This is a genomic window from Aureispira sp. CCB-E (genome assembly GCF_031326345.1).
Taxonomy (GTDB): domain Bacteria; phylum Bacteroidota; class Bacteroidia; order Chitinophagales; family Saprospiraceae; genus Aureispira.
Window position 1 is genome coordinate 7185338 of sequence record NZ_CP133671.1, and the last position, 22411, is coordinate 7207748.

The window sequence follows — 22411 nt, forward strand, 5'->3', positions numbered from 1 at the left end:
CTTAAAATTATATCTCCAACACAAAGCCTAACCTCTTTCCTCCCTATTCTAATTTTAGGAACGATTCTAGTCATATAATTTCAAAAGGCTAAAGTTCTGCTAAAAGCTCTTTAAGAATCAAGGTCAATTTAGATTCTGTTTGTTGCACCACTTCGATAACTTCTTCTACTGTTGTTTCCGTAATTTCGTCAATTGGAAAACAACGATTAGAAACCACAGAAACAACAAATACGGGTAATTCCATGTGCTTAGCAACTAATACTTCAGGAATAGTAGACATTCCAACTACATCACCACCTATAATATTAAAGAAGTTATATTCTGCTGGCGTTTCTAGGTTAGGACCTTGGGTTCCCACATAAACTCCTTCAAACGCTCGAATATTATTCTTTTGAGCAATAGCAATTGCCTTTTGATTTAAGGCAACATCATAGGTCTTTAACATATCTGGAAATCGAACGCCCAATCGAGCATCATTTTTTCCTCTTAGTGGGTTTTGAGCATGCAAATTGATATGATCTTTGATAAAGACAATGTCTCCTGGATAAAGATGCGCTTGTACTCCTCCTGCCGCATTGGATATAATTAATCGTTCGATATTTAAGTACTTCAATACACGAACAGGAAACGTAACTTCCTCCATGCTGTATCCTTCGTAATAATGAAAACGACCAGCCATTGCTACGATAGGAATCCCTTGAAAATAACCAAAGATTAATTTCCCTGCATGACTTTCTACAGTAGATTCCGCAAAGTAAGGAATTTCATTATACGAAATTTCGACCACTACTTCTATTTCTTGACGAAATGCTCCCAATCCTGTTCCTAAAATAACACCTATTTGAGGCTCAAATTTTTGTGATTTTGATTGAAGGTAGGCAACTGCTTCTTGTATTTTTTTGTACATAAAAATATTGGGTTTATTTTAACAAAACAACCAAAGTTATAAAAAATTAATATTTCAAATAAAATCATTCAAATAGAATAAGATTCTGACTATCTGTTTTTAACGTTTTTTTTATTGTCAACAAATGGACTTATGAATCTATTTTCATAGCTTTTTAAACAAAAACTTCTTTTTTTTTGTTAAAAAACTTGCTTTGAAGAATAAAAGCCTTATATTTGATATAGCAAATGATTCATTATGAGCAAAAAAGAAAGTTCTAACAATAAGAAACTATTTTGATTTTTTTATTGTTTTAACAAAGATAAAGAATTTGAATTCAATTTTTTTTTAACAACAAAACTAATTAGCTATGAAGTTTTTAACGTTAATGTTAGCAATGGTAGTAACAATGGGATCTACTTTTGCGTTTGCACCAGCACAAGAAGATAAAATGGTTGCTGTTGTATTAATGATGGATGATGGTGATGATCAACAAATCGTTGCTACTATTTACACGTCTTTAATGGCTGCTGAAAAAGTAGCAAAAGTTTTAGACATCGAGATGATTGCTGAAGATGAAGTAAACGATGACGTATTCGTTTTCTCTCTAAAGTCTGAAGAGCAAAGAAAATTGACTATGAAACTATTTGATGAGGAAGGCTACAAAACTGCAGCTCACCGTGTTCTTCAAGTAGAAGATGGTAACAACTACAATGCTCTAAACGTTCAATCTTTGGAAGACGGTACTTACAAGTTCGTTATCGAAGATGAGACTGGTGCTAGCAAAACTAAGACTATTGTTATCAACAAAGACAAAAAATAAGAAGTTTTAAACTTCTCATAAATCTTAGAGAGCAACATGCTAAAGCATGTTGCTTTTTTTTGTCCTTCAACTTTGCAAGACCTCAATTAGAATTAAGCTATTATTTTATTTGGCTAATAATCCATTGACGTTCGGGCAACTGCGGCTCATTTCTCACCTCTTCTAATAACTTCTGTTGTACTTTTTTGTCATAAAAGTTATGATTTTGTACTTTTTGCAAGTACCGAATCAAGTTTAAATAGCTTTGTTTTTGATAATCGCTTAGCTCTCTATTCCGCTTTATATATGCTCTAAAGCTCTCTAACAAAGATTCCAAAGCATCGTATTCCCCTTGTTCGTAATAAATCTTCAGAAGCGAGACTTTGGTTCCCATAATCAACTCTCTATCCGTGTTTCCTAGTGTCAAGAACATTTTCATTGATTGCTTATAATCTCCTGTCATATAATGGAGTTTTGCCAAATTATAATTGGTATAACTTTCTCTATGAGTTACATTAAGATAAGGTGCATAGTCGCTGATAAATTGACGTACCCAATCAAAATTGCCACATTTCAAACCAATAGTAACAATATTTTTATAGGTAAACCTTGATAACTTGCCATCCTCGACCAACACCCCATTAATGAGTCCAGATTTGTACAAGTCAAAAATTTCAACTGTAAACTCTTCTCTACCTAGGTTTAGATGTTTGATGCAAAAACTAATCGCAGTAATATATAAATCCTTTAGTTCACCTGTTCTAAACAGATGGCTATGCTCCAAAAAAGTAGCTTTGAGTTGAAAGAAGGCTTCTATATTATCAAAATCTGTCATTGCCTTATAACTATGATAATATACAGCAATAAAAGGATATTTCAACCAACCTTCTTTTTCTATTTGCTCTAAAATGGGTTCTACAATTCTCAACTCATATTTTGTTCGAAAGATATTCTGATGGGTCAGTGCCGTTACACAATATTTGAGCTTGTTGGCCATATAAAATATATCAAAACTATTTAATACTTCCTGTACATTTTTGGCTTCCAAACGTTTTTTTTCTTCGGCAAATAAAAATTGTTCTTGTTGCAGTTCGTAATCAAGGTAATAATAAGCGGCATCTTTATATTGACTTTTATTTAACAATGATTCGCTGTATTTTAGAGTAGACTTAAAGCATTTCTCTAATTTTTTCGTTCTGTAAACAGAAAGCAACATTTTATTTCGTACAGCTTCTTTGGTCTCTAATGCCTCATATACCAAAAACTTATCAATTAGTTTCTGCAAATAGGACATTGTATTCCGTATTTTTTGAGGGCGATAGGGCATTTTGGGAAAGACACGCTTAAAAGCATCCTCTATTCGATAACTCTTATTATCCATTAAATAATCCAACAAACGATGTACTTCTTCATGAGTATTGTGATAAGGAGAGTGGACAAATTTTTTCAGGCGATTTTGTTCTGTTTTGGACAGCGCAGAAAAGATTTCTATTAATTTACTTTTATACATAATCAGTCTATAAAAAAAACTAAAAACTACTATTTAGCAATAAGTTATTCATCACAATTTACAAAAAACTATCTATAAATTGAATTTAATGTCTTTGATTTCACAAGTGGAATTTTAGAACTTAGTACCGTGGAAAGAACCGCATTAATGTTTCTTTGAGTACTGGCTAATAGCTGCTCAAATATTTCCTCCAAAATTATATACATATGAACTACCTCAAAATATACTTTTCTTTCTTCATCATCCTGTTTTTAGGCTCTGAAATACAAGCATCTCATGCTGCCGCTGCCGATCTAAGTTATACCTGTATGGGTAACAATCGTTATCAAATTACCCTTCGAATGTACCGAGACTGTAGTGGTATCGCTTTAGCACCTAATCTAAATATCGATGTTGCTGGTAGTGGAACCTGTAATGGTTTTTCGCAAACGATAACCTTAAGCTTGGCATCTGTTAGTGAGGTTCCCGTTGCTTGTTCTGCATTTGCAGGACAAAGCACTTGTAATGGAGGTTTTGTGCCAGGCTATGAAGAAAATACTTATACAGGGGTTTTGGATCTCTCTGCTGCCCCTGCAGGATGTACTTGGACCATTAGCTACACTAGTTGCTGTCGAAATACAACTATTACCAACCTAGCGAACCCTTCTACTCAAAGCTTATACATAGAAACAACCTTACTCGATGGTAGTATCACGTGTAATAGCTCTCCCTCTTTTGCCAATATTCCTATCTTTGTTGTTTGTGATAGTTTGGCTCAGTCCGTCTCTAATTCTATTATTGACCCAGATGGAGATTCTGTTGTTTACTCTTTAGTTGCTCCACTAACCGCAGCCAATACCCCTATTGGTTACAATCCAGGATTTACGCCTACCAATCCATTAAACACACTTTCAGGAGTGAATTTTAATACACAAAGTGGGCAGCTAAACTTTATTCCTACTACGAATCAAGTTGTTGTCATGGATATCTTTGTAGAGGAATACAGAGCTGGTATTTTAATTGGTCATACAAGGCGTACCATGCAAGTCGTTGTTATGTCATGTAATAACAATAGTTTGTCCTTAGACAATGTTGCTAGGGTTAGAAATGGCATTGTACAATCTCAGGGAACCTCTACGGTCTTTGATGCTTGCCCAGGAGAAGACTTGCACTTTCAGTTAAGCTTATCTGATGCTGACACGATAGACTCTCTAAGTATTTCTAGTAACTATTCAAGTATATTTCAAGCTTATCCTAACGCAACAATTAACTTGAGCTATCCTATTGCAGGAAACCAAAACAATGCTTTATTAGATGTTATTATTCCTGCGGTTCAAAACAATGTATTTTCTATTGCTTTTTCAGATAATGCATGCCCTATTGCTAATTTTCAGAGTTTTAGTTTTTCGATATTGCCCCCCAATAATTGTGCACAAATCACAGGTCGTATTGCCATCGACTCCAATAACAACTGCTTTGTCTCTCCGCTTGAATCAGCCTACACTGATGTTATGGTTGCCATTAGCAAGGGTAATTTTACTACTTATGTCACACCCAATCCAAATGGAACCTACTCTGCGGCTGTAGATACGGGTATTTATACAGTCAATGTGATGCCCATACACCCTTATTGGTCATCTTGTAACACCAATGTTACCGCCAATCTAGGCACCTATAATAGTTCTGCCATTATTAATTTCCCAATGCAACCAACAACTCTATGTCCTTACATGTATGTCGATATAGCGGCTCCTGTTTTGGTGCATTGTGCGAGCAATTATTACACCGTAGAATATTGCAACCACGGGACAATAGACGCTTCTAATGTGTATATAGAGGTTACTTTAGATTCTTTGTTTGTTATTGATAGTACTCAGATTCCCATCGCAAGTCAAATAGGTTTTACCTATACATTTAACATTGGAAATGTACCAGTTAATACTTGCAATAATTTCAGAATTTATGGCATTCTAGATCCTGCTTGCGATACCAGTAATAGAGCAAGGACACACTGTGCTTCTGCCAATATTTATCCCGATAGTTCTTGTTTGCCATGGATGGGACCTAATTTGGAGGTAGAAGCTCGTTGCGCAAACGACTCTGTTGCGTTTCGTGTTAGAAATACGGGCAATCAAAACATGGTTGCTCCTCAAAGTTATTGGGTTATAGAAGACGATATTATTTTTCACAGCAGCCCAGGCATTACCTTACCATCTGGAGGCGCTACACCTTGGGAAAATTTTGAGGCGACAGGAGCAACCTTTAGATTGCAAATACCTCAAGTGCAAGGGCACCCTTGGAATGTTCAAGCGTCAGCAACGGTAGAAGGTTGCTCAACAACTAGTGCTCCTAACCCCAATCCTATTAGTACTGGTTTTGTTAACATTTTTACACTAAACGATGGTTCTCCTTATTATTCAATTGACTGTCAGCCCAATGTTGGTTCGTGGGACCCTAATGACAAACAAGCTTTTCCAGTAGGCTATAGTGCTCCACACTATATTGAAGATAATATAGAGCTTGAATATAGAATTCGCTTCCAAAATACAGGGACTTACTTTGCGACCAATGTCGTTATTTTGGACACATTATCGCCTCATTTAGATCCAACGAGTATCTTGCCTAGTGTATCTAGTCATACTTATACTTGGCGCTTATTGAAGAACAATGTCGTTGAATTTCGTTTTAATAATATCATGCTACCAGATAGCTCAACAAATTTTGCAGCTTCACATGGTTTTGTAGACTTTAGAATTCGACAAAAACCCAATAACCCAATTGGAACAGTGATCTATAATCAAGCTGCTATCTTTTTTGATCAAAATCCTGCGGTTATTACCAATCAAACATTCCATACTATTGGTCAAGACTTTATTGTATTTACGAATATTGATAAGGTTTTAGTACCTCAAGTAAAAGTCCATGTTTACCCTAATCCCTTTGAACAGTATACAACCTTAAAAATCGAAAGTGAAACAGAATATCAAACAATTACCCTAGAGGTATTTGATGCAATGGGCAGAAGTATTGTAAAGAAACATAGTCAAAATGATTCACAGATTATCTTAGAGCGGAGAAACCTACAACAAGGAATCTATTTTTATCGCTTAGAAGCAAATGGCTTATTGCTCAATTCTGGGAAATTGATTGTACGATAGCCTATGGCTTAATCTGTGATGATTTTGTATTCATCAATAGTAGTTATATATTAATAATACTCCGTTGATTTTTTAGTTTTCCTACGAACCCGTAGGCTCACGAAGTAAAAACGTAAAAAAGCATCTTGCATTAGTTTGATTATCAGTCTTTTAGCATAAAGGTTAGTAGGAATACATCTTGCTGATAATCAAACTAATACGATTTTTCAACGGAGTAATGTATTAAGTAAAAAAACTAAAAATTATTGTTGGTATCTATTGTGATGCGCATTCTCCTAATGCAATTCCGAAAAAGTGATTGAGTTTACCCTCTTTTGCCCAAATTAGTTCCTAGCGACCCTGCTAGGAACTTTTTTTTTAGCCATCTCTTCAAAAAATTTAAGCACTTTTTAACATAAAAAAGTGAATAATCACCTAACTTTTTATCCTTCCTCTGCGTTTTATATTATAGATAAGTTTAAGTCTTACAACACATTATCATAAAAAATAAACCAAAGATACCTCCAACTACACCATTTACTAAATACTGATGGCTGAGATTTTAGTAAATCAATTTATATACATCAACAAACAATCTTGTTGTTATTTCTTAATAAAAATCCAATCATATGACATTAAAATCTACACCTATACTTGTTTTAATAAGCGTATTGCTTTTATTTTTGAGCATCCCTACATACAGTCAAATGTGTGAGGGGCGATCCAAAACGAATATTACAAACAATTTAACCAAAAAAGCAGCGCCTCTAACTAGCCCAACTCCTTCCAAAAAGGTTAAGGTGCACATTCCTGTAAATTACAAACCACCTGTAGCCAATAAACATTTAATTACGTTTCCAGAAACAACCGCAACTAAAAGGAAACAAAAAAAATTACTCAAGAAACGCAAAAGAACGAAGAAAAAAGGATGCATTGCTATTAATATGTAATACTAAAAACTAAAAAGCTATGGACAAGTTTTGTTCATAGCTTTTTAGTTTGCCTATTTCTCTGAAAACAACGGCATTACTGCTCTACGAGCTGCGTCAAACCATTATGTTGTAAGTACTATCAGTCAATTAGACAACTATCAAACCAAAATATTAGATAATAAAAAACAACAGACATACCAATCTCTCCAAGTCTCCCAAAATGATTGCGTAAGGTATAAAAACACGTTACAGAATAACAATATATTCGTTCCTTATAAAGATTTTTGCTAAGTTTGAAAGCACAATCTAAGTATTATGATAAAGTTTATACAACAACGAATTGCTAGTTTCAAATGGGCTATAAAAGGCTTAAAAGATTTGTTCTCCAATCACCCTAATGCACAAGTGCATTTACTAGCGACCGTCCTAGTTATTCCAATAGCTTTTTTTCTTCAAATTACATTGATAGAATGGGCTTTAATAATACTCTGTATTGCGCTCGTAACGGCTATGGAAGCCATGAATTCTGCCTTAGAATATCTAGCCGATAAGATTTCACCTGAACACGATGAGTTGATAGGAAAGTCCAAAGACATTGCTGCGGGCGCAGTGCTTTTGTCTGCGATAGGGGCAGCTTTGGTGGGAGCGCTTATCTTGGGTCCCAAACTCTATGCTTTATTCTAATGTTTTGGGCAGCACTTTTTCCAAACTATCCCACAAACGTTTGGCAGTTAAGTCCCAAGAAAAATGTTGGCGTTGTATTCTTCCCTCTTCGACTAGTTTTTGACGCAAACCAGGAGTTTTCCACAAAACAAGCATTTGCTCACAAATACTTTCAACAGAATTCGGATCTGCCAACAAACCTGCCTTCCCTGCCACCTCTGGCATAGACGAACAATTAGAAGTTATACTAGGCACATCACAATACATAGCTTCCAAAATCGGTATTCCAAAACCTTCAAAGAGTGAAACATAAGTCAATGCAAAGGCAGAAGCTACAATTTTGGGCAATAATTCATTCGGAACGTAGTCCAAAAACACAATATCTTGTTGGCTACTTAAGGTTGCTAACAATTCGCCCACAGGTCCTCCTTGCCACATAATACGCCCTGCAAAAAGTAACTGAATGGGAGCATTCGTTTGTTTTTTGAACGCCTCAAAAGCACGAAGTAGATTAGGTACATTCTTGCGTGGATGAATCGAACCGACGTATAAAAAATAAGGTTTTCCATTGCTATATTGCATTCGTATCTGTTCTTGTTCTGCTTCTGATAATGGTTGGTAATTATGATGACTGCCATTATAAACAACATCTATTTTAGCAGGGTCAACATTAAATGCTCTTACAATATCTTGTTTTGAGAATTCTGAAACAGTTGCCATCTGATTGGCTGCTTGTACAAACTTAGGAACGTAATAGCTATAATACTTCATGGCGGTATAATACACGTGTTTCTTAAAATGTTTCCACGCAATATCATGCAAAACCATTAAGGTTGGCACTTTGGTTCTCAAAGACATAAAGCCATCGGGAGACACAAATACATCCGCCTGATAACGCTTTAAGATACTAGGAATTGCCCATTCGTACCAACAATAGAACAAGATAGGATGACGTGCAGGAGGAAAAGCTTGTACCCCAACCACATTATCTGCAAAAATAAATTCTTCTGAAAAAGGACGATCAAAAATAAAAATAAACTCATGCTCTGGATGCCACTCTACCCAACGTTTCAATGTCTCATGTGTAAACCATCCAATTCCTTCCAGTTTATTGGGCATCAAGAACCTAGTATTAACCGCTATTTTCATCTCTTAATCTTTATCGAGTGCTTTTCCTTAATTATTCCGACAACAATTCTAAAGCAGCGTCCACAGTATCTACAGGTAGGCTACAAGTATAATCTTTACAAACCACAATACTGGTCTCTCCCGTAACTTTGGGAATCGTTAAACCTCTTACTGCTTTTGTTGCTTCTGTTGAAATAAAGGTATTCAAAAATGACTTAGCTAACAAATCTTGAATGGTTGCAGCATATTTTGTCCCCATCACAGCAACCGTTTTAAGAGGATATACTTCCAAAAACAAAGCATTTGCCCATTGTCCAAAAGAAGAAGGATACTCTCTTATTTGCTCTTTGATCATCAGTGCCATTTTTACAGCTTGTTCCCTGTATGCTGTTGCATCTAATAGTACGCCTAAACGTTGCAAATTGTGTAACATTGTAGCATTTCCAGAAGGAGTTGCCCCATCATAAGTTATTTTTTTATGTAAAATAATATCTTGCTGCTTAGCTGAAGTAAAGAAATACAAATGCTGCTGATGATCTAAGAATTCGTTGTTGACAAAATCCAAATACTCTTTTGCTAAGTTGATATAATGAATTTCTTGCGTAATAAGGTGCATTTCTATGAGTGCCTCGATTAAAAAAGCATAATCATCTAAAAAAGCATGATGCTTGGCTTTCCCATCTTTATAACTATGATACAGATGCAAACTATCTTCTTCTATTTGGAAGGCACGAAGCGCAAAATTCAAGGCTTTTAATGCCCGCTCTTTGTATTGTTCGATTCTCAGCGCTTGATAAGCTTTGCAATATGCCGTTACCATCATCATATTCCAATCCAACAGAATTTTGTCATCTAGACCTGGACGAACTCTACTCGCACGAGCTGCTAGCAATTTGTTTCGACAGTTTTTCAAGAATAAATCAAAATCCGTATCGTTTATCGCATGCGCTTTCAAAAAATCTGTTTTATCTGTCGGTATATTTAAGATATTCTTTTCTTCCCAATTTCCTTCTTCAGAAACGTCATAAAAGGCACAGAACAACTTGCTATCTTCTCCTAAAACAGCATCAATTTCTGCTTTGTCCCATACATAAAACTTACCTTCAACGCCCTCTGAATCTGCATCCAAAGCAGCAAAAAATCCCCCTTCTTCAGACGACATTTCTCGCTCTACCCAAGTCAACGTTTCCTCTATACGCTGTTTGTACAGGGGACTAGTCGTTAATTTATAGGTTTCTGCCAATAATCCAACTAAGAGCGCATTATCATATAACATTTTCTCAAAGTGCGGCACTAGCCACGCAGCATCAACTGTATATCTAGCAAAGCCACCTCCCAAATGATCGTAGATACCACCATTGGACATTTTATCTAAGGAAAGTAAGACCTGTTCTAAAGCCTTTTTTTCTCCTTCTGCCAAATAGTAATTCAAACAAAACTGCAAGGGCATGGTTCCTGGAAACTTTGGCGCACTTCCAAAACCACCATTTTCTTCATCAAAATTCTGAGCCAAGCGCTGAAAAACATCCTTAACAAACTTACGATCAAACACTTGCTCGCCTTTTGGAATATCAATTTTATTAGAAAACTGTGTTTGGGCTTTTTGAATATATCCTACAATTTGACTGGCTTGTGCTTCAACATCTTCCCTTCTTTCTTTATAAGCTTTGGATAAGTTTTGTAGTACTTGTATCCAAGAGGCTCTTTGATAAGCGGGTTGAGGTGGAAAATAAGTACCACCAAAAAAGGGGCGCCCGTCTGGTAACAAAAAACAGTTTAAGGGCCAACCTCCTTGTCCATTCTGCACCAACTGAACAGCCTCCATATAAATTGCATCAACATCTGGACGTTCTTCTCTGTCTACTTTTATATTAATAAAATGCTCGTTCATAAAATCAGCAACAGCCTCATTTTCAAAAGACTCCCGCTCCATGACATGACACCAATGACAAGTAGAATAACCTATACTTACTAAAATTGGTTTGTCTTCTGCTTTTGCCTTTGCCAGTGCTTCTTCTCCCCAAGGGTGCCAATCTACTGGATTGTATGCATGCTGTTGTAAGTAAGGACTCGTTTCATGAATCAGTTTGTTGGTCTTTTTCATTTGGCTTGATTTAAAATTTGTTTTTAAGCATTTTTGCGCAGTCGTGGGAAAATTAGTACCATATTTAAAATGACTTGCCCCAATACAGCCACCCACAAAGCCATGTCTTTCGTCCAGTAAATTTGATAGACTCCCATTGCAATGGCAACACCAATGACATTCAAGGAAATAAACCGTCCCATTTTGAACCGATACTTTCTTCTAAAAAAGATCAACTTCAACAAATTGAGTACAATTAAATAAATTCCAAGTTGAAAAAAGACCAAGGCAATATTGTCAATTGTGTGCGACTCTGGACGTTTAACAAATTCTCGATACAATAGTTCTTCTTTCTGCTCTTCTGGGCTCAATTCTTCTAGTAATTTCTTAGAGTCTCCTATGGGAGAATAGTATTCTATTTTTAAGCTCGGTCTATGCTTAACAATCACCATTCTATGCCCTTGACTAGGATGATTTTTTACCCCAATAAACGACAGTAATAAACCACCTATAAGAATCCATACAATAGGAAGTATTCTTTTCATTTTTTATATCTACTTAATTAGTAATCCGCTTCAATAGCCAACTACTGTTTGATTATATAATTTTTTTTGTCACAATAGTTATCTGCGTTACTGTGCAACTTTACCAGCTACGCAGCAGCAGCGAACCGAGCTATGAGAGCTCGCAATCGCAGGGAATAACAAAGCTAACTACTATTTATCACTAGATGCCCTATCAATTAAATCGTTTTTACGTTGGACCTATTTTTTCTCTCTCTGTCTAATATGTTAACTTGGTACAATCTATTCAAAACAATACCTTATTATCAAGACAAGACAAAGCGAATATATTAAAGACTCGCTTAAAAGATTAGTAGGCATCTGTATTGTATTTGTACTAAACAATGAGTAGACTACTAAAGAATAGGACTGTGCAAAATACAATTTTTTTTGCTCTACCTGTAACCTTTTGTTTTTTGCGTATTATAAAAATAGAAGTCTCAAGAGATTTGAAACTCTAAATTTCATTTTTCAATAGTTAGTTGTATAGTCATTAAAGCCGTATTAAAACAGCACAACTAACCGCTAATTTCTAATATAATAAAATAATATAAAAAGTTAAAGAGTATTACCACTGACAGCAATCTGCTTACAAGATTGTACGTACACTAAGTACTTGATAGAATAGCTTGTTTTCGTTTACAAACAAACACCTATCAAACCAATACAATTTTTAGGTAGGCTGCTGCGCTTACAAACTAACCTAATGGATGCTTAATGCAAGTAGTTTCGGCTATTTGTATGCTCGAATTTGACTTATGAGGTTGAGTTGAATTCGGGCTTTTTTATATTATAAACAAGCAGGTAGATATAAAAATCAGAGACAGCCCCTTTCTATCATTATTCTCTTCTTTTTTTTAAGGGATTCCAAGCTATCCAGTCAATCTACACAAAATAGATCGTTGAAAAATCAGTACCATCACACCAAACAACATACTAAATTTGAACCTATTTTTTTACGACCTTCAAGTTATGTTTTATAGCTCTTTTTTGTACCTTACATAGTTTAATAGTTTGTTGCTTTTTTACTTTTTTAGCAAAAAGAAAAAAAGCACATTCAAAGAACAAACCGTTCAATTAATCACTACTTCGTGGTAGTATAGAGATGCTTTTTTGATTTTCATAAAAAACAAAGCTTGCTTTCTCATGAAACATCATGAAGTATAACCAATACACAGTAGCTGTTTTTTAACATACATATCCAACGTTGACTTCATGAATAAGCAATTTGTTACTTATCTCAATAATAAATTAAAAACTGGGAATTTACATACGATACATCTTAACGCACTTCCAGGGCGATACATTACGCGTTTAGACTTAACTTCATTGGACTTAATTGACGGAAACCATGGAACAGAGACTCTATTTGAAACCTCAACAGGGCATACTTCCGAAGATTTTTTGCTGCGAAACCTATTATCCAAACCCAAGTTTCAATATAAAATTAGCTTTGACGACGTTCCTTTTTCTTCGCTTTCTGGAGAGCATAAGAAACTGTACGATGATTTGGCAAAGCGCTTAAATGCTATTTACAATCAAAACGAAGATAATTTCTTGGAGCATGGCATCCGTACTTTTGGCTTGGGATACCCATTGTTAATCAAACAAAGCACAACCGATCCTAATAAAATTATCAAAGCACCTTTGTTAATTTGGAGTTTAGACATACACCGCTCCAATGCCACCAAAAATCAATGGATTATTTCCAAAAGTGCTGACTCTCCCATTTACGTCAACGATGTTTTGCTCTCTTATATTAATACAGAAGAAGGGATTAATATAGATGAAACGCCCATTCATTTTCCAGAAAACAATTTAATTTCGGTAGAACAATTACAAGAGGTTTTACATACCCTGTTAAGCAAATTTAGTTATGAAATCAACAACTTGGACATCCAAATTAATCCTGTTTTGGATAAGGCAAGTATTGAGTCAACAGCTTCCGAAATGCCTCAAATTCATTGGGCTGGTATTTTGGGTATGTTTCGAACTCAAAAACAGAGTATCATCAAAGATACCGATCAATTGATTGCCAATTTTGACCAAATGGGCTTCAATGATTTGGGATTAAAAACGCCTCGCCTATCCAACAACACTTCTGTTGATTCTGACCCTAGTCAAGAAGAAATTATCCGAACATTAGACGAACGAGAATTCAAAGTCATTCAAGGACCTCCTGGCACAGGAAAAAGTCAAAGTTTGACGGCTATTATTACCAATACACTCGAAAACCAAGGCAAGATATTGGTGGTTTGTGAAAAGAAAACAGCACTTAATGTCATCTTTAGCAACCTTCAAAAGTTAGGTTTAGAAAAACTAGTGGCAATTATTGATGATGTTGACCGAGATCGCAAGAAGATTGTTAGTACGGTTCGCCAGATCACAGATGTTGTCAAGCTAAAGCACCAACGTTTTAACGAAAAAAACTATAGCTCTAAACTCAAACGCTATAACAAGCTTATCTTAGAGTTTAACCATAAACATAGAAATCTACTAAAAAATACATTTAGAGATTTTAACTTAAAGGAAATTATTACCGACTATTTGCGCTACAAACGAGCAGCTCCTATTGACGATATTCTATTTGAGAATTTAGAGTTAGAACTATCAGAAAGGGAGTTTGACTACATCAGCCGCTATATTGAGCAAGGAAGTGACTTGTTTGGAGAGGTAGATGCCAATGCTTATGTTTTTGATGGTTTAGCGGCTCGTTTTTTTGATGGAATGACTTATTCTATTAAAAACGAACGGCTAATGTTTGATAAAATCAAGCAAGAAAAACAATTTTTGCTAGATGTTGGTATTGATAAACTATCTGTTGCCAATGCACCTGTAGAGTTGAAAGAATTTTCAAGTACATTCAAAACTACTTTTGATTTTAAATTCTTCCGAGCGATGGTACAAACCGTAGAACACGCCCTTCAGTTTTGGGAAGAGCGTTATCGGTTGTTATTAAAATTAAATCAACATTTAGAACACACGTCTATTATTCGCCCGAATGGTTTTTCTATGAAAGTTAGGCGTTTGAGTCTTTTCTATCAAAAGATTTACAACCATATCAAAACGCTAACGGAGCTTCAAGAGCAATTGATGCAACTTCAAACAGTTGTACAAACTATTCCAGAAGTTGACACCATGGATACACTCAAACAATCCAGCTCTACCAAGGCGATGAAATTGTTCTCTAGCAAAGCAAAAGTTATCAATAATTTTTGGCAAAAAGCACCGCCTATTTGCTTAAAAATTAATAAAATTCTCAAAAAATCTAATTTCCAAAAAGTTGAAAATGAGCTTTTTGAAGAAGAAAAGCAAACAGTTCCTAGAATGGAAGATGTGCTTTATATCACAGAACAATTAGACAAGTGCATTCAATACAAATCGGTATTCAAAGAGTATTTTGAATGGCGTATTTTCTTTGAATCGACTGCTGACTTAATCCAAGACTGCCTAAGTACGTTGCGAAATGCCAGCACTCCTGAGCATTGGGACGCAGTGTTCAAATACAACTATCTCTACTTATTAATAGACTTAGAAAGTTCTCGTTTAGGTGATTTTAATACAAATAACAAAACATTAGAAAAAATTACCGCTATTCAGGCTGAATTACAACGTTTGCAAAAGCGAAAAATTCTAAAAACATGGGAAGCCATACAGCATCAAAGTATCAAAAAATTCAATCGAGAAAGTAATATTAAATGGCTCTTTAACCATCGTAAAAACAGCAAATATTCTCGCAAGAACTCATTGAGAAATATCTTGCATGAGGAGTTTGATTTATTTACAAATATTTTTCCTGTTGTTCTTGTCAATCCAATAGTAGCTAGCTCTATTATGCCCTTAAAACCCAATTTATTTGATGTTGTTTTGTTTGACGAAGCTAGTCAACTGCGTTTGGAAGATACGTATCCGTCTCTTATTCGTGGGCGCATTAAGGTGATTTCTGGCGACAAACACCAGATGCCTCCTTCCAATTATTTTTCGAGCGATATTTCGGTGGATTCTAACGATTTTTTGAGCGAGACCAATACAAAAACAGATCATTTTGACAAGTCTAATCCGCTTTATTTAGCAGAAAGTGAGTCATTGCTAGAATTTGGCAACAATCTAAATCCCAATAGAGTACACACCTCTTATCTAGATTTTCATTATAGATCGTATCATCCAGATTTGATCAATTTCTCAAATGCGGCCTTCTATGGTTCTAGATTAATTGCCTTACCTGCTCAAAACAATTATAAACCTTTAAGATTTTTTCATTTAGAAGGTGTCTATAGTAATAATGGAACTAATTTGGTGGAAGCTACTCGAATCATTGACTTCCTAAAAAACGATTATCCAGCGAATGAAGATGGTAGTTATCCTAGTTTGGGTATTGCAACATTCAACATGCAACAACGCAATCTAATCAAAGACTTGATCCATGAACAAACCATTCAAGATAGCCTGTTCCGTCAAAAAATGAATAGAATTGGCGCCAATGACAATTGGTTTGTTAAGAACTTAGAAAACGTCCAAGGAGATGAACGTGATATTATTATTATATCAACAACCTTTGGTTTAAACCTAGAAGGTGAGTTCAAACAATCTTTTGGGCTTCTAAATAGTAAAAGAGGTTATCGTTTGTTAAATGTAATCATCACTAGAGCCAAGCAACAACTTTGCGTCTTTTCGTCAATTCCCAAAGAGTATTTTACAAAATACACCAGCGAAATATTGGAAAAGGGCAATCGTGGCAAAGCTATTCTTTACGCTTATTTGGATTATGCACATGCTATCGAAGAAGGGGATGAAGAAGCAAAGGCAACCATACTTGATCTATTAAAAGATGCCTGTGATGAAGAAGGCTTAGCCATTCATGACGACCCTACTGAAACGCCTTTTGAAGATGAATTGTACAACTATTTGACAGATATTATTGATGAAGATCAATTGATTTCAGATTATCAAATGGGTGGCTATCATGTTGATTTTGTTATTCTCAATGCCAACCAAGAACCTTGCATCGCTATTGAATGCGACGGTGCTCCTTGGCACAATACTCCGCAAGCTTATGCTTATGACTTGCATCGTCAGCGTATTTTGGAGCAACAAGGTCTAAAAATCTTCCGAGTTTGGTCAAAGGCTTGGTGGCCTCATCCAGAAAAAGAACTAGAAAAATTAAAAGAATTGGTGCAGACAGTTTGCCCAACAAGTCTAAATAGCTAAAGCAACTCGATTAGTACCTTAAATAACTTGATAGGAATGTTGAATCTTGTTCAACATTCCTATCTGATTTTTAGATGTGTTCGTGTCTAACATTACTCCGTTAAAACCACGCAGTAGCAGCGCAGCTAACTAAAAGCAAAGCGCTCACGCAGTAAATCGTATTAGTCTAACAATAGTTAATAAAATTAGATCTTGCTCTTTAAACAATCTTGCCCTTAAATCATTTTTTTTGATTTTTTTTAACAAAAAATTTACTCTAGCGGTAATACTTTCAAAATCTCTCCCATTAAGAAACAAATTACCTTAAAACTTTAACATTTCATTTTGTCTCTTTTCAAAAAATGAATGGTCTCCTTTACTTAATCAAACCATACCCCTTTATGAAAAAAGTAAGTTTAGTTTTAACCGTTGTTTGTACTATATTCTTATTATCATCTTGTGGCAGTAGCCCATACAAAAAGCGCAAAGGTTGTAGAGGAAATGGAAGTTGGTATGGCAAACGCAATTTAGGTGCTGTTGACAAAATGCAACAAACGCCACAAAACAAGACACTTATGTCTAGACTGTAGAAGAAACTGAATACGAAAAAATATAACCAAAGTATAATCTTAGAATCCCCGTCTATCCTAAATGGACTGTTGTAATTTAATCTAACTCCTCCCCGAGTTAGATTTTTTTTATTTATAGCTATTTATTATTCTAGCACATTTTTTTTTGATATTTTAGATTATCATTACTTCATGAGAAAATCACATCCATTTGATTATCAAGAAAATGCATTCCATTACTTATATCATTAAAAAATTGATAATCAAACGGATGCAAAAGTACTTTTTTGTTTTTTTGCAAAAAATGAAAAACTAGGCTTGCATTTTCATGACCGTGGCGAGCTACCACAAAGTAGCAACACAGTTCTAAGTATTAATTGTAATCGTTTGTTAAAAACAAATCCAATTCACGTGCACTAGCAACCTACTGAGAACCCAATAGAATGTTCTAGTTGATACAGTCCTTTGAGTAATAAAGAATAATTGGCGGGCTAGCATGTAGTATATATCGAAAAACTATTGTTATGAAATTTATTTTGTTGATTCCCTTTTTGTTTTTTTTCTCTCAACTTGTCTCAGCACAAGTTTTCGATTCCTTAGAACTAAAAACAGCTTTAGATAGAAAATACGTTTTCACTTCTTTACGGTTAGCCTTGGAAAAACCCAATGAAGTTTACAAACTCAAATTGAGAGGTATCAATGAACGACTACAGGATATTGACCAAGAAATTTTACTGCTTCAAGACAGTATCAACACCTTGCGTAGTAGTAGTCGTAGAGTAATGGGACGAGAAAAGATTATTGCACGGTGGGAACAAAAAATAAAAACCATAAAAAAGAGTAAAGTTTACTACAACTTAGATAGCCTAATGAAACTACCTAAGCTTATCCATTTAGACTTAGCTTACAATGATTTAGAAACATTGCCCGATGTTTTTGATAGAATTCCCAATCTTCGAAAACTTCATTTAAACAACAATCAACTCACTAACTTGCCTCCTAGTATTAGTTCTTTGCGCTATTTAGAGGAGTGTTATCTTCAAAAAAACCAACTAAAGGCATTACCCAAAGACATGAATCAATTGGTCGCCTTAAAAACATTTATTGCTAATAATAATGCTATTGCCAACCTTCCCACGAACATTGGAGACTGGAAAGATTTAGAAATTTTTAGAGCTGATAGTAATAAAATTCAGGTATTGCCCAATAGTTTTGATCAACTAAAAGCACTTCGATTAATCATGTTGAGTGATAATCAATTAACAGAAATCACGGATGGCATCTGTCAATTTTCTAGTTTACAGGAGTTGTACCTAGACAATAACTCCATTGCTGTTTTACCTAAAGATATTGGATTGTTAACTGAATTAAGAGTCTGTCATTTAGCAGGTAATAAATTTTCGGCACTTCCAACAAGTATTGGCTTAAATCAAAATCTTAGAACTCTCAATTTAGCCTCTAATAACTTAACGGTTGTACCTAAAGAAATCATCCAATTAGTTAATTTACAACACTTGCACCTTGAAAAAAATGTCATAAAGACACTCCCCAAGAGTATTGGTTTGCTAAATCAACTAGAAGCACTTCATTTAGAAGACAACAACTTGAGCAACATTCCCGAATCAATTGGCTTGCTGACAAAATTAGAGCTATTAAACTTGGACAACAATAAACTAACAGCAGTTCCCAATAGTATGCGTGCCTTAACAAAATTGCAAGTTTGCTATCTGCAAAATAATCAATTCAAAGAGTTTCCGACAGCTCTTTCCGATTTAAAAAATCTAGAAGTTTTGTTTATCCATGAGAATCAATTAACAAGTATTCCTGATTCCTGCGTTTCTGGTTTGTCTAATTTACAGACATTGTCTGCCAACAACAATAGGATTGCAGAATTACCAGACTCTTTAGGCAAACTCAAAAGCTTAAAACGCCTCTTTTTATCCCACAATAAAATTTCAGAATTACCAACAAGTATTGGACAGTTAAAGAGTCTAATTATACTTAGTTTAGATCATAATTTATTGACAGAAATTCCCAATGAACTTGGTGAACTGGAAAACATCACTTATCTCTTTTTAAAAGACAATCAGTTGGCTACCTTACCACCTTGTTTTTATAAAGAAAAAAATGTCCGCCATCCTTTATTTTCATTAAGACAATTGGAACTTACCCGAAATCCAATTGGCAACAAAAAACGCAATCGCATGAAATTAAGGAGGTTGGGACCTGATTATGCGACCATTTATATTTCAGAAGCAGATCGTGCATTAAGAGCTGCTTCCGAAGCTAAACGCGCAGAAGAACAAGCCAAACGTGCCGCAATTAAAGCCAAAGAGGCAGAAGCCAAAGCTAAAGATGCTGCTGTTGCTGCCGCTGAAGCACAAGCTAGAGCAAAAGAAGCAGAAGCCAAAGCAAAGGAGGCTGCGGCTGTTGCCAAAGAAGCCGAAGCAGACGCCAAAGAAGCAGAAGCCCGTGCTAAAGAAGCTGCCGAAAAAGCAAAGGCTGCAACAGGAACACCTGAAGCCAAACAGGCAGAAGCTAAAGCCAAAGAAGCCGAAGCCCGCGCCAAAGAGGCAGAGGCTCGTGCAAAAGAAACCGCTGCTGCGGCAGCTGAGGCAGAAGCATTTGCAAAAGCCAAAGTGGCAGACGCTTTATCTAAAAAATTGGCTGCCGAAGCCCGTGCTAAAGAGGCAGAACGCTTGGCAAGAGAAGCCAAAGAAAAAGCAGAAGAAGCTGCTCGCTTGGCTAAAGAGGCAAAAGATAGGGCAAAAGGCAAACGCCCTAAAAAAGGCACAGAAGAGCCCAAACCTGAACCTATCGATCCTGAAGAGGATGCCTTGGCAAAAGCAGAAGCGGAAGCACGAGCTAGGGCTAGAGCAGAAGCAAAGATAAAAGCAGCCGAGCTAAGAATTCAGATTGCAGAATTGCGGATCGTTGTCGCAGAGAAACGTATTGCCAAGGCTAAAAGTGTCAGCAATAAGGCGGAAATCAAAGCGAATGAAATTGCTCCCCCTTCTACAGAAGAAGATACTCCTGAAAGTGCACCAGAAAGAAAAAAGAAAACAGATAGCAAACCTAAAAAAGAACAAACTAAATAGGTTCACCATACATTTACTAGCTAAAATGGACATTCCCAATACTGGAAATGTCCATTTTTTAATAGTCCTTTTGACATATGAATCACAAATCCCAAAAAGAACGCGGTCGATTATAATAAGAGTATAGATTTAAAAGAGACCGACCAAAATATTGAAACGCTAACAGCGCTACGATCAAACTCAATCCTAAACCTAACAACTGTAACCCCTTAAGTACATAGGGCAAAAATAAACCAAAGGTTGCGATAGCAATTGTAGCTGCCACCCCTAATACAATACTGGCGATTAAAATTACTTGTTTTATTTTTTTCAAATACAACCCTCTATACCAATCTTGATGCTTTTGAACAACGTACACTGCATGAAATATCTGCCAAATTGAAATTAAAAAAGCAAATACTCCTAAATGTTGAATTGTTTGTGCAGGAGTCGATGTTATTTGAAGCAATAAAATACTGATTAAAAGTACTTGAATACTACAATCTATCGCCAATCGAATTTTTGTTCTCATCTTTATCTTTATTTTCTAATATAACCCCATTAGGCTTCATTAGGTTCTTTATTTAATGCAATTTTAGTATAAAAGAACATCAAAATTAATAGGCATACAAAGATAAAAATACTTAGGATTAAAAAAGCATAAATTACATTTCCTGATTGGTGGAAAAAGGCTAAACTAAAGAGCGTTAGAAAAATAATTCTAGCCATTACATTAGTTAAGAAAAAGATACTATTGGCACGCCCCATTACTTGGTTGGGTAAGACTTGAAAAAGATAGGAAACTCGAATTACTCGAATCCCCGCATTGGTAATTCCCAACAACAAAGATACCGCATAAAATACCCATACTTCTGCACTAGAAATAAGCCCAATCAACTCCAATACAGTTACCGCCATCATAATTATAATAGCTTTCACAAAGGTAGTTCCTCCAAATATTTTGTGAATCGCCAAGCCAGCTATAATTGCCCCTGTGGCATAAAAAACTTCTGAAATAGCAAACACTTGCGATGGTGCTTCTAAATGTTGTGCAACATACAAGGGTGCCAAATTAAAGACATGCAATAACACAACCACAAATACAGCATGCGTTACAACTCCAAAAAGAAAAATATATGGACGATCTTTTAGGTGTTGATACCCTACTTTTAGACGCTCACCCACACTTCCGACTTCTTCTTTTCGCTCAGCGATAGGAACAAATCGAATAATATAGATGATAAATAAAGCCACAAAATAAGTACAGGCATCTAATGCAAATATTTGTGCTAAACTCCAAGGTTCTATTTTCAAAACCAAAAAACTAGTTGTTATTCCTCCTCCCAACAACAACGCAGCACCTGCACCCGCCAATGCTGAGGCTAACTGACTCTGTACTTCTATATAGGAGGCTATTTTATTATAATTCTCTTTCTCTGTAATCTCTTGCATAAATGCGTAAAAACAGGGATAATGCAAATTATAATTCCAAAAAGTAAGGGCAAATACAGCTGCCGCCCAATAATTGGTATCCCCTAAATTCATTCCCTCCAAATAAGCAATACTCCCTATAGCAAGTCCATTAAAAATATTTAAGGCTAGAAATATGTTCTTGCGATTATATTTGTCAATGAGTGTCCCCCCATAAAGCGACCAAAATAAACTCACACAGGTTATAACTGCATAAGCTATGTTAAACCAATTGGATTGATTCGTTCTAGCAAAATAAGCAGGAATAGAAATCATACTAATTCCTTGCGCTATTCCAGAAATAAAATTAGCTATTAATAATAGCCGTATTGCTCCTATATTTTTCATTAAACGGGCATTTTCTTAATTCAACGGTTCACCAAAAGACTCCATCAAACTAATAACCAACAGGTTATATTTTTATT

At 35.5% G+C, this 22411-nt stretch carries 14 protein-coding genes; 7 read left to right on the forward strand and 7 right to left on the reverse strand.

All coding sequences use genetic code 11. The features are described 5' to 3' along the window. Positions 1-88 precede the first annotated feature (88 nt). Positions 89-907, reverse strand: coding sequence for a purine-nucleoside phosphorylase (locus QP953_RS27745; RefSeq protein WP_156039771.1), 819 nt, complete (start codon positions 905-907; stop codon positions 89-91). Positions 908-1256: 349 nt separating this feature from the next. Here QP953_RS27745 and QP953_RS27750 point away from each other — a divergent pair, with 349 nt between their 5' ends. Continuing rightward, complete coding sequence (locus QP953_RS27750) at positions 1257-1709, forward strand: hypothetical protein (protein WP_052597018.1); 453 nt, start codon at positions 1257-1259, stop codon at positions 1707-1709. A gap of 100 nt (positions 1710-1809) precedes the next feature. Here QP953_RS27750 and QP953_RS27755 read toward each other — a convergent pair whose 3' ends face one another. Beyond that, on the reverse strand, positions 1810-3198 hold the full coding sequence (locus tag QP953_RS27755; RefSeq protein WP_052597016.1) for a hypothetical protein: 1389 nt from the start codon (positions 3196-3198) through the stop codon (positions 1810-1812). 206 nt (positions 3199-3404) lie between these two features. Here QP953_RS27755 and QP953_RS27760 point away from each other — a divergent pair, with 206 nt between their 5' ends. The 3 genes from QP953_RS27760 to QP953_RS27770 all read left to right on the forward strand — a co-directional run bounded on the left by QP953_RS27760 (position 3405) and on the right by QP953_RS27770 (position 7930). Further along, positions 3405-6335 carry a T9SS type A sorting domain-containing protein gene (locus QP953_RS27760; protein ID WP_309553563.1) on the forward strand — a complete coding sequence of 977 codons (2931 nt, stop codon included), beginning with the start codon at positions 3405-3407 and terminating at the stop codon, positions 6333-6335. Positions 6336-6943: 608 nt separating this feature from the next. Continuing rightward, positions 6944-7264 (forward strand): hypothetical protein, encoded by a 321-nt coding sequence (locus QP953_RS27765; protein ID WP_052597012.1) that lies wholly within the window; start codon positions 6944-6946, stop codon positions 7262-7264. Positions 7265-7561: 297 nt separating this feature from the next. Then, positions 7562-7930, forward strand: a complete 369-nt coding sequence (locus QP953_RS27770) for a diacylglycerol kinase (RefSeq protein ID WP_052597010.1) — start codon at positions 7562-7564, stop codon at positions 7928-7930. Here the strand turns inward: QP953_RS27770 and QP953_RS27775 are convergent. The 3 genes from QP953_RS27775 to QP953_RS27785 are packed head-to-tail and all read right to left on the reverse strand — an operon-like array spanning position 7922 to position 11665. After that, positions 7922-9058 (reverse strand): glycosyltransferase family 1 protein, encoded by a 1137-nt coding sequence (locus tag QP953_RS27775; RefSeq protein WP_052597008.1) that lies wholly within the window; start codon positions 9056-9058, stop codon positions 7922-7924. The genes QP953_RS27770 and QP953_RS27775 overlap by 9 nt on opposite strands. 31 nt (positions 9059-9089) lie before the next feature. Continuing rightward, positions 9090-11141, reverse strand: coding sequence for a thioredoxin domain-containing protein (locus tag QP953_RS27780; protein ID WP_309553564.1), 2052 nt, complete (start codon positions 11139-11141; stop codon positions 9090-9092). Positions 11142-11164: 23 nt separating this feature from the next. Then, entirely contained in the window at positions 11165-11665 is a 501-nt protein-coding gene (locus QP953_RS27785; RefSeq protein ID WP_309553565.1) for a hypothetical protein, read from the reverse strand. Positions 11666-12898: 1233 nt separating this feature from the next. Between QP953_RS27785 and QP953_RS27790 the strand changes: the two genes are divergently transcribed. The 3 genes from QP953_RS27790 (at position 12899) to QP953_RS27800 (ending at position 20537) form a co-directional block, all read left to right on the forward strand. Further along, positions 12899-16891, forward strand: coding sequence for an AAA domain-containing protein (locus tag QP953_RS27790; RefSeq protein WP_309553566.1), 3993 nt, complete (start codon positions 12899-12901; stop codon positions 16889-16891). Positions 16892-17271: 380 nt separating this feature from the next. Beyond that, positions 17272-17460, forward strand: a complete 189-nt coding sequence (locus tag QP953_RS27795; RefSeq protein ID WP_309553567.1) for a hypothetical protein — start codon at positions 17272-17274, stop codon at positions 17458-17460. 503 nt (positions 17461-17963) lie between these two features. Beyond that, positions 17964-20537, forward strand: a complete 2574-nt coding sequence (locus QP953_RS27800) for a leucine-rich repeat domain-containing protein (protein WP_309553568.1) — start codon at positions 17964-17966, stop codon at positions 20535-20537. 82 nt (positions 20538-20619) lie between these two features. On the opposite strand, the gene QP953_RS27805 is transcribed toward QP953_RS27800, so the two are convergent. Then, positions 20620-21048, reverse strand: a complete 429-nt coding sequence (locus QP953_RS27805) for a hypothetical protein (RefSeq protein WP_309553569.1) — start codon at positions 21046-21048, stop codon at positions 20620-20622. A 29-nt stretch (positions 21049-21077) separates the two neighbouring features. Then, entirely contained in the window at positions 21078-22334 is a 1257-nt protein-coding gene (locus QP953_RS27810; RefSeq protein ID WP_309553570.1) for an MFS transporter, read from the reverse strand. Positions 22335-22411: the final 77 nt, after the last annotated feature.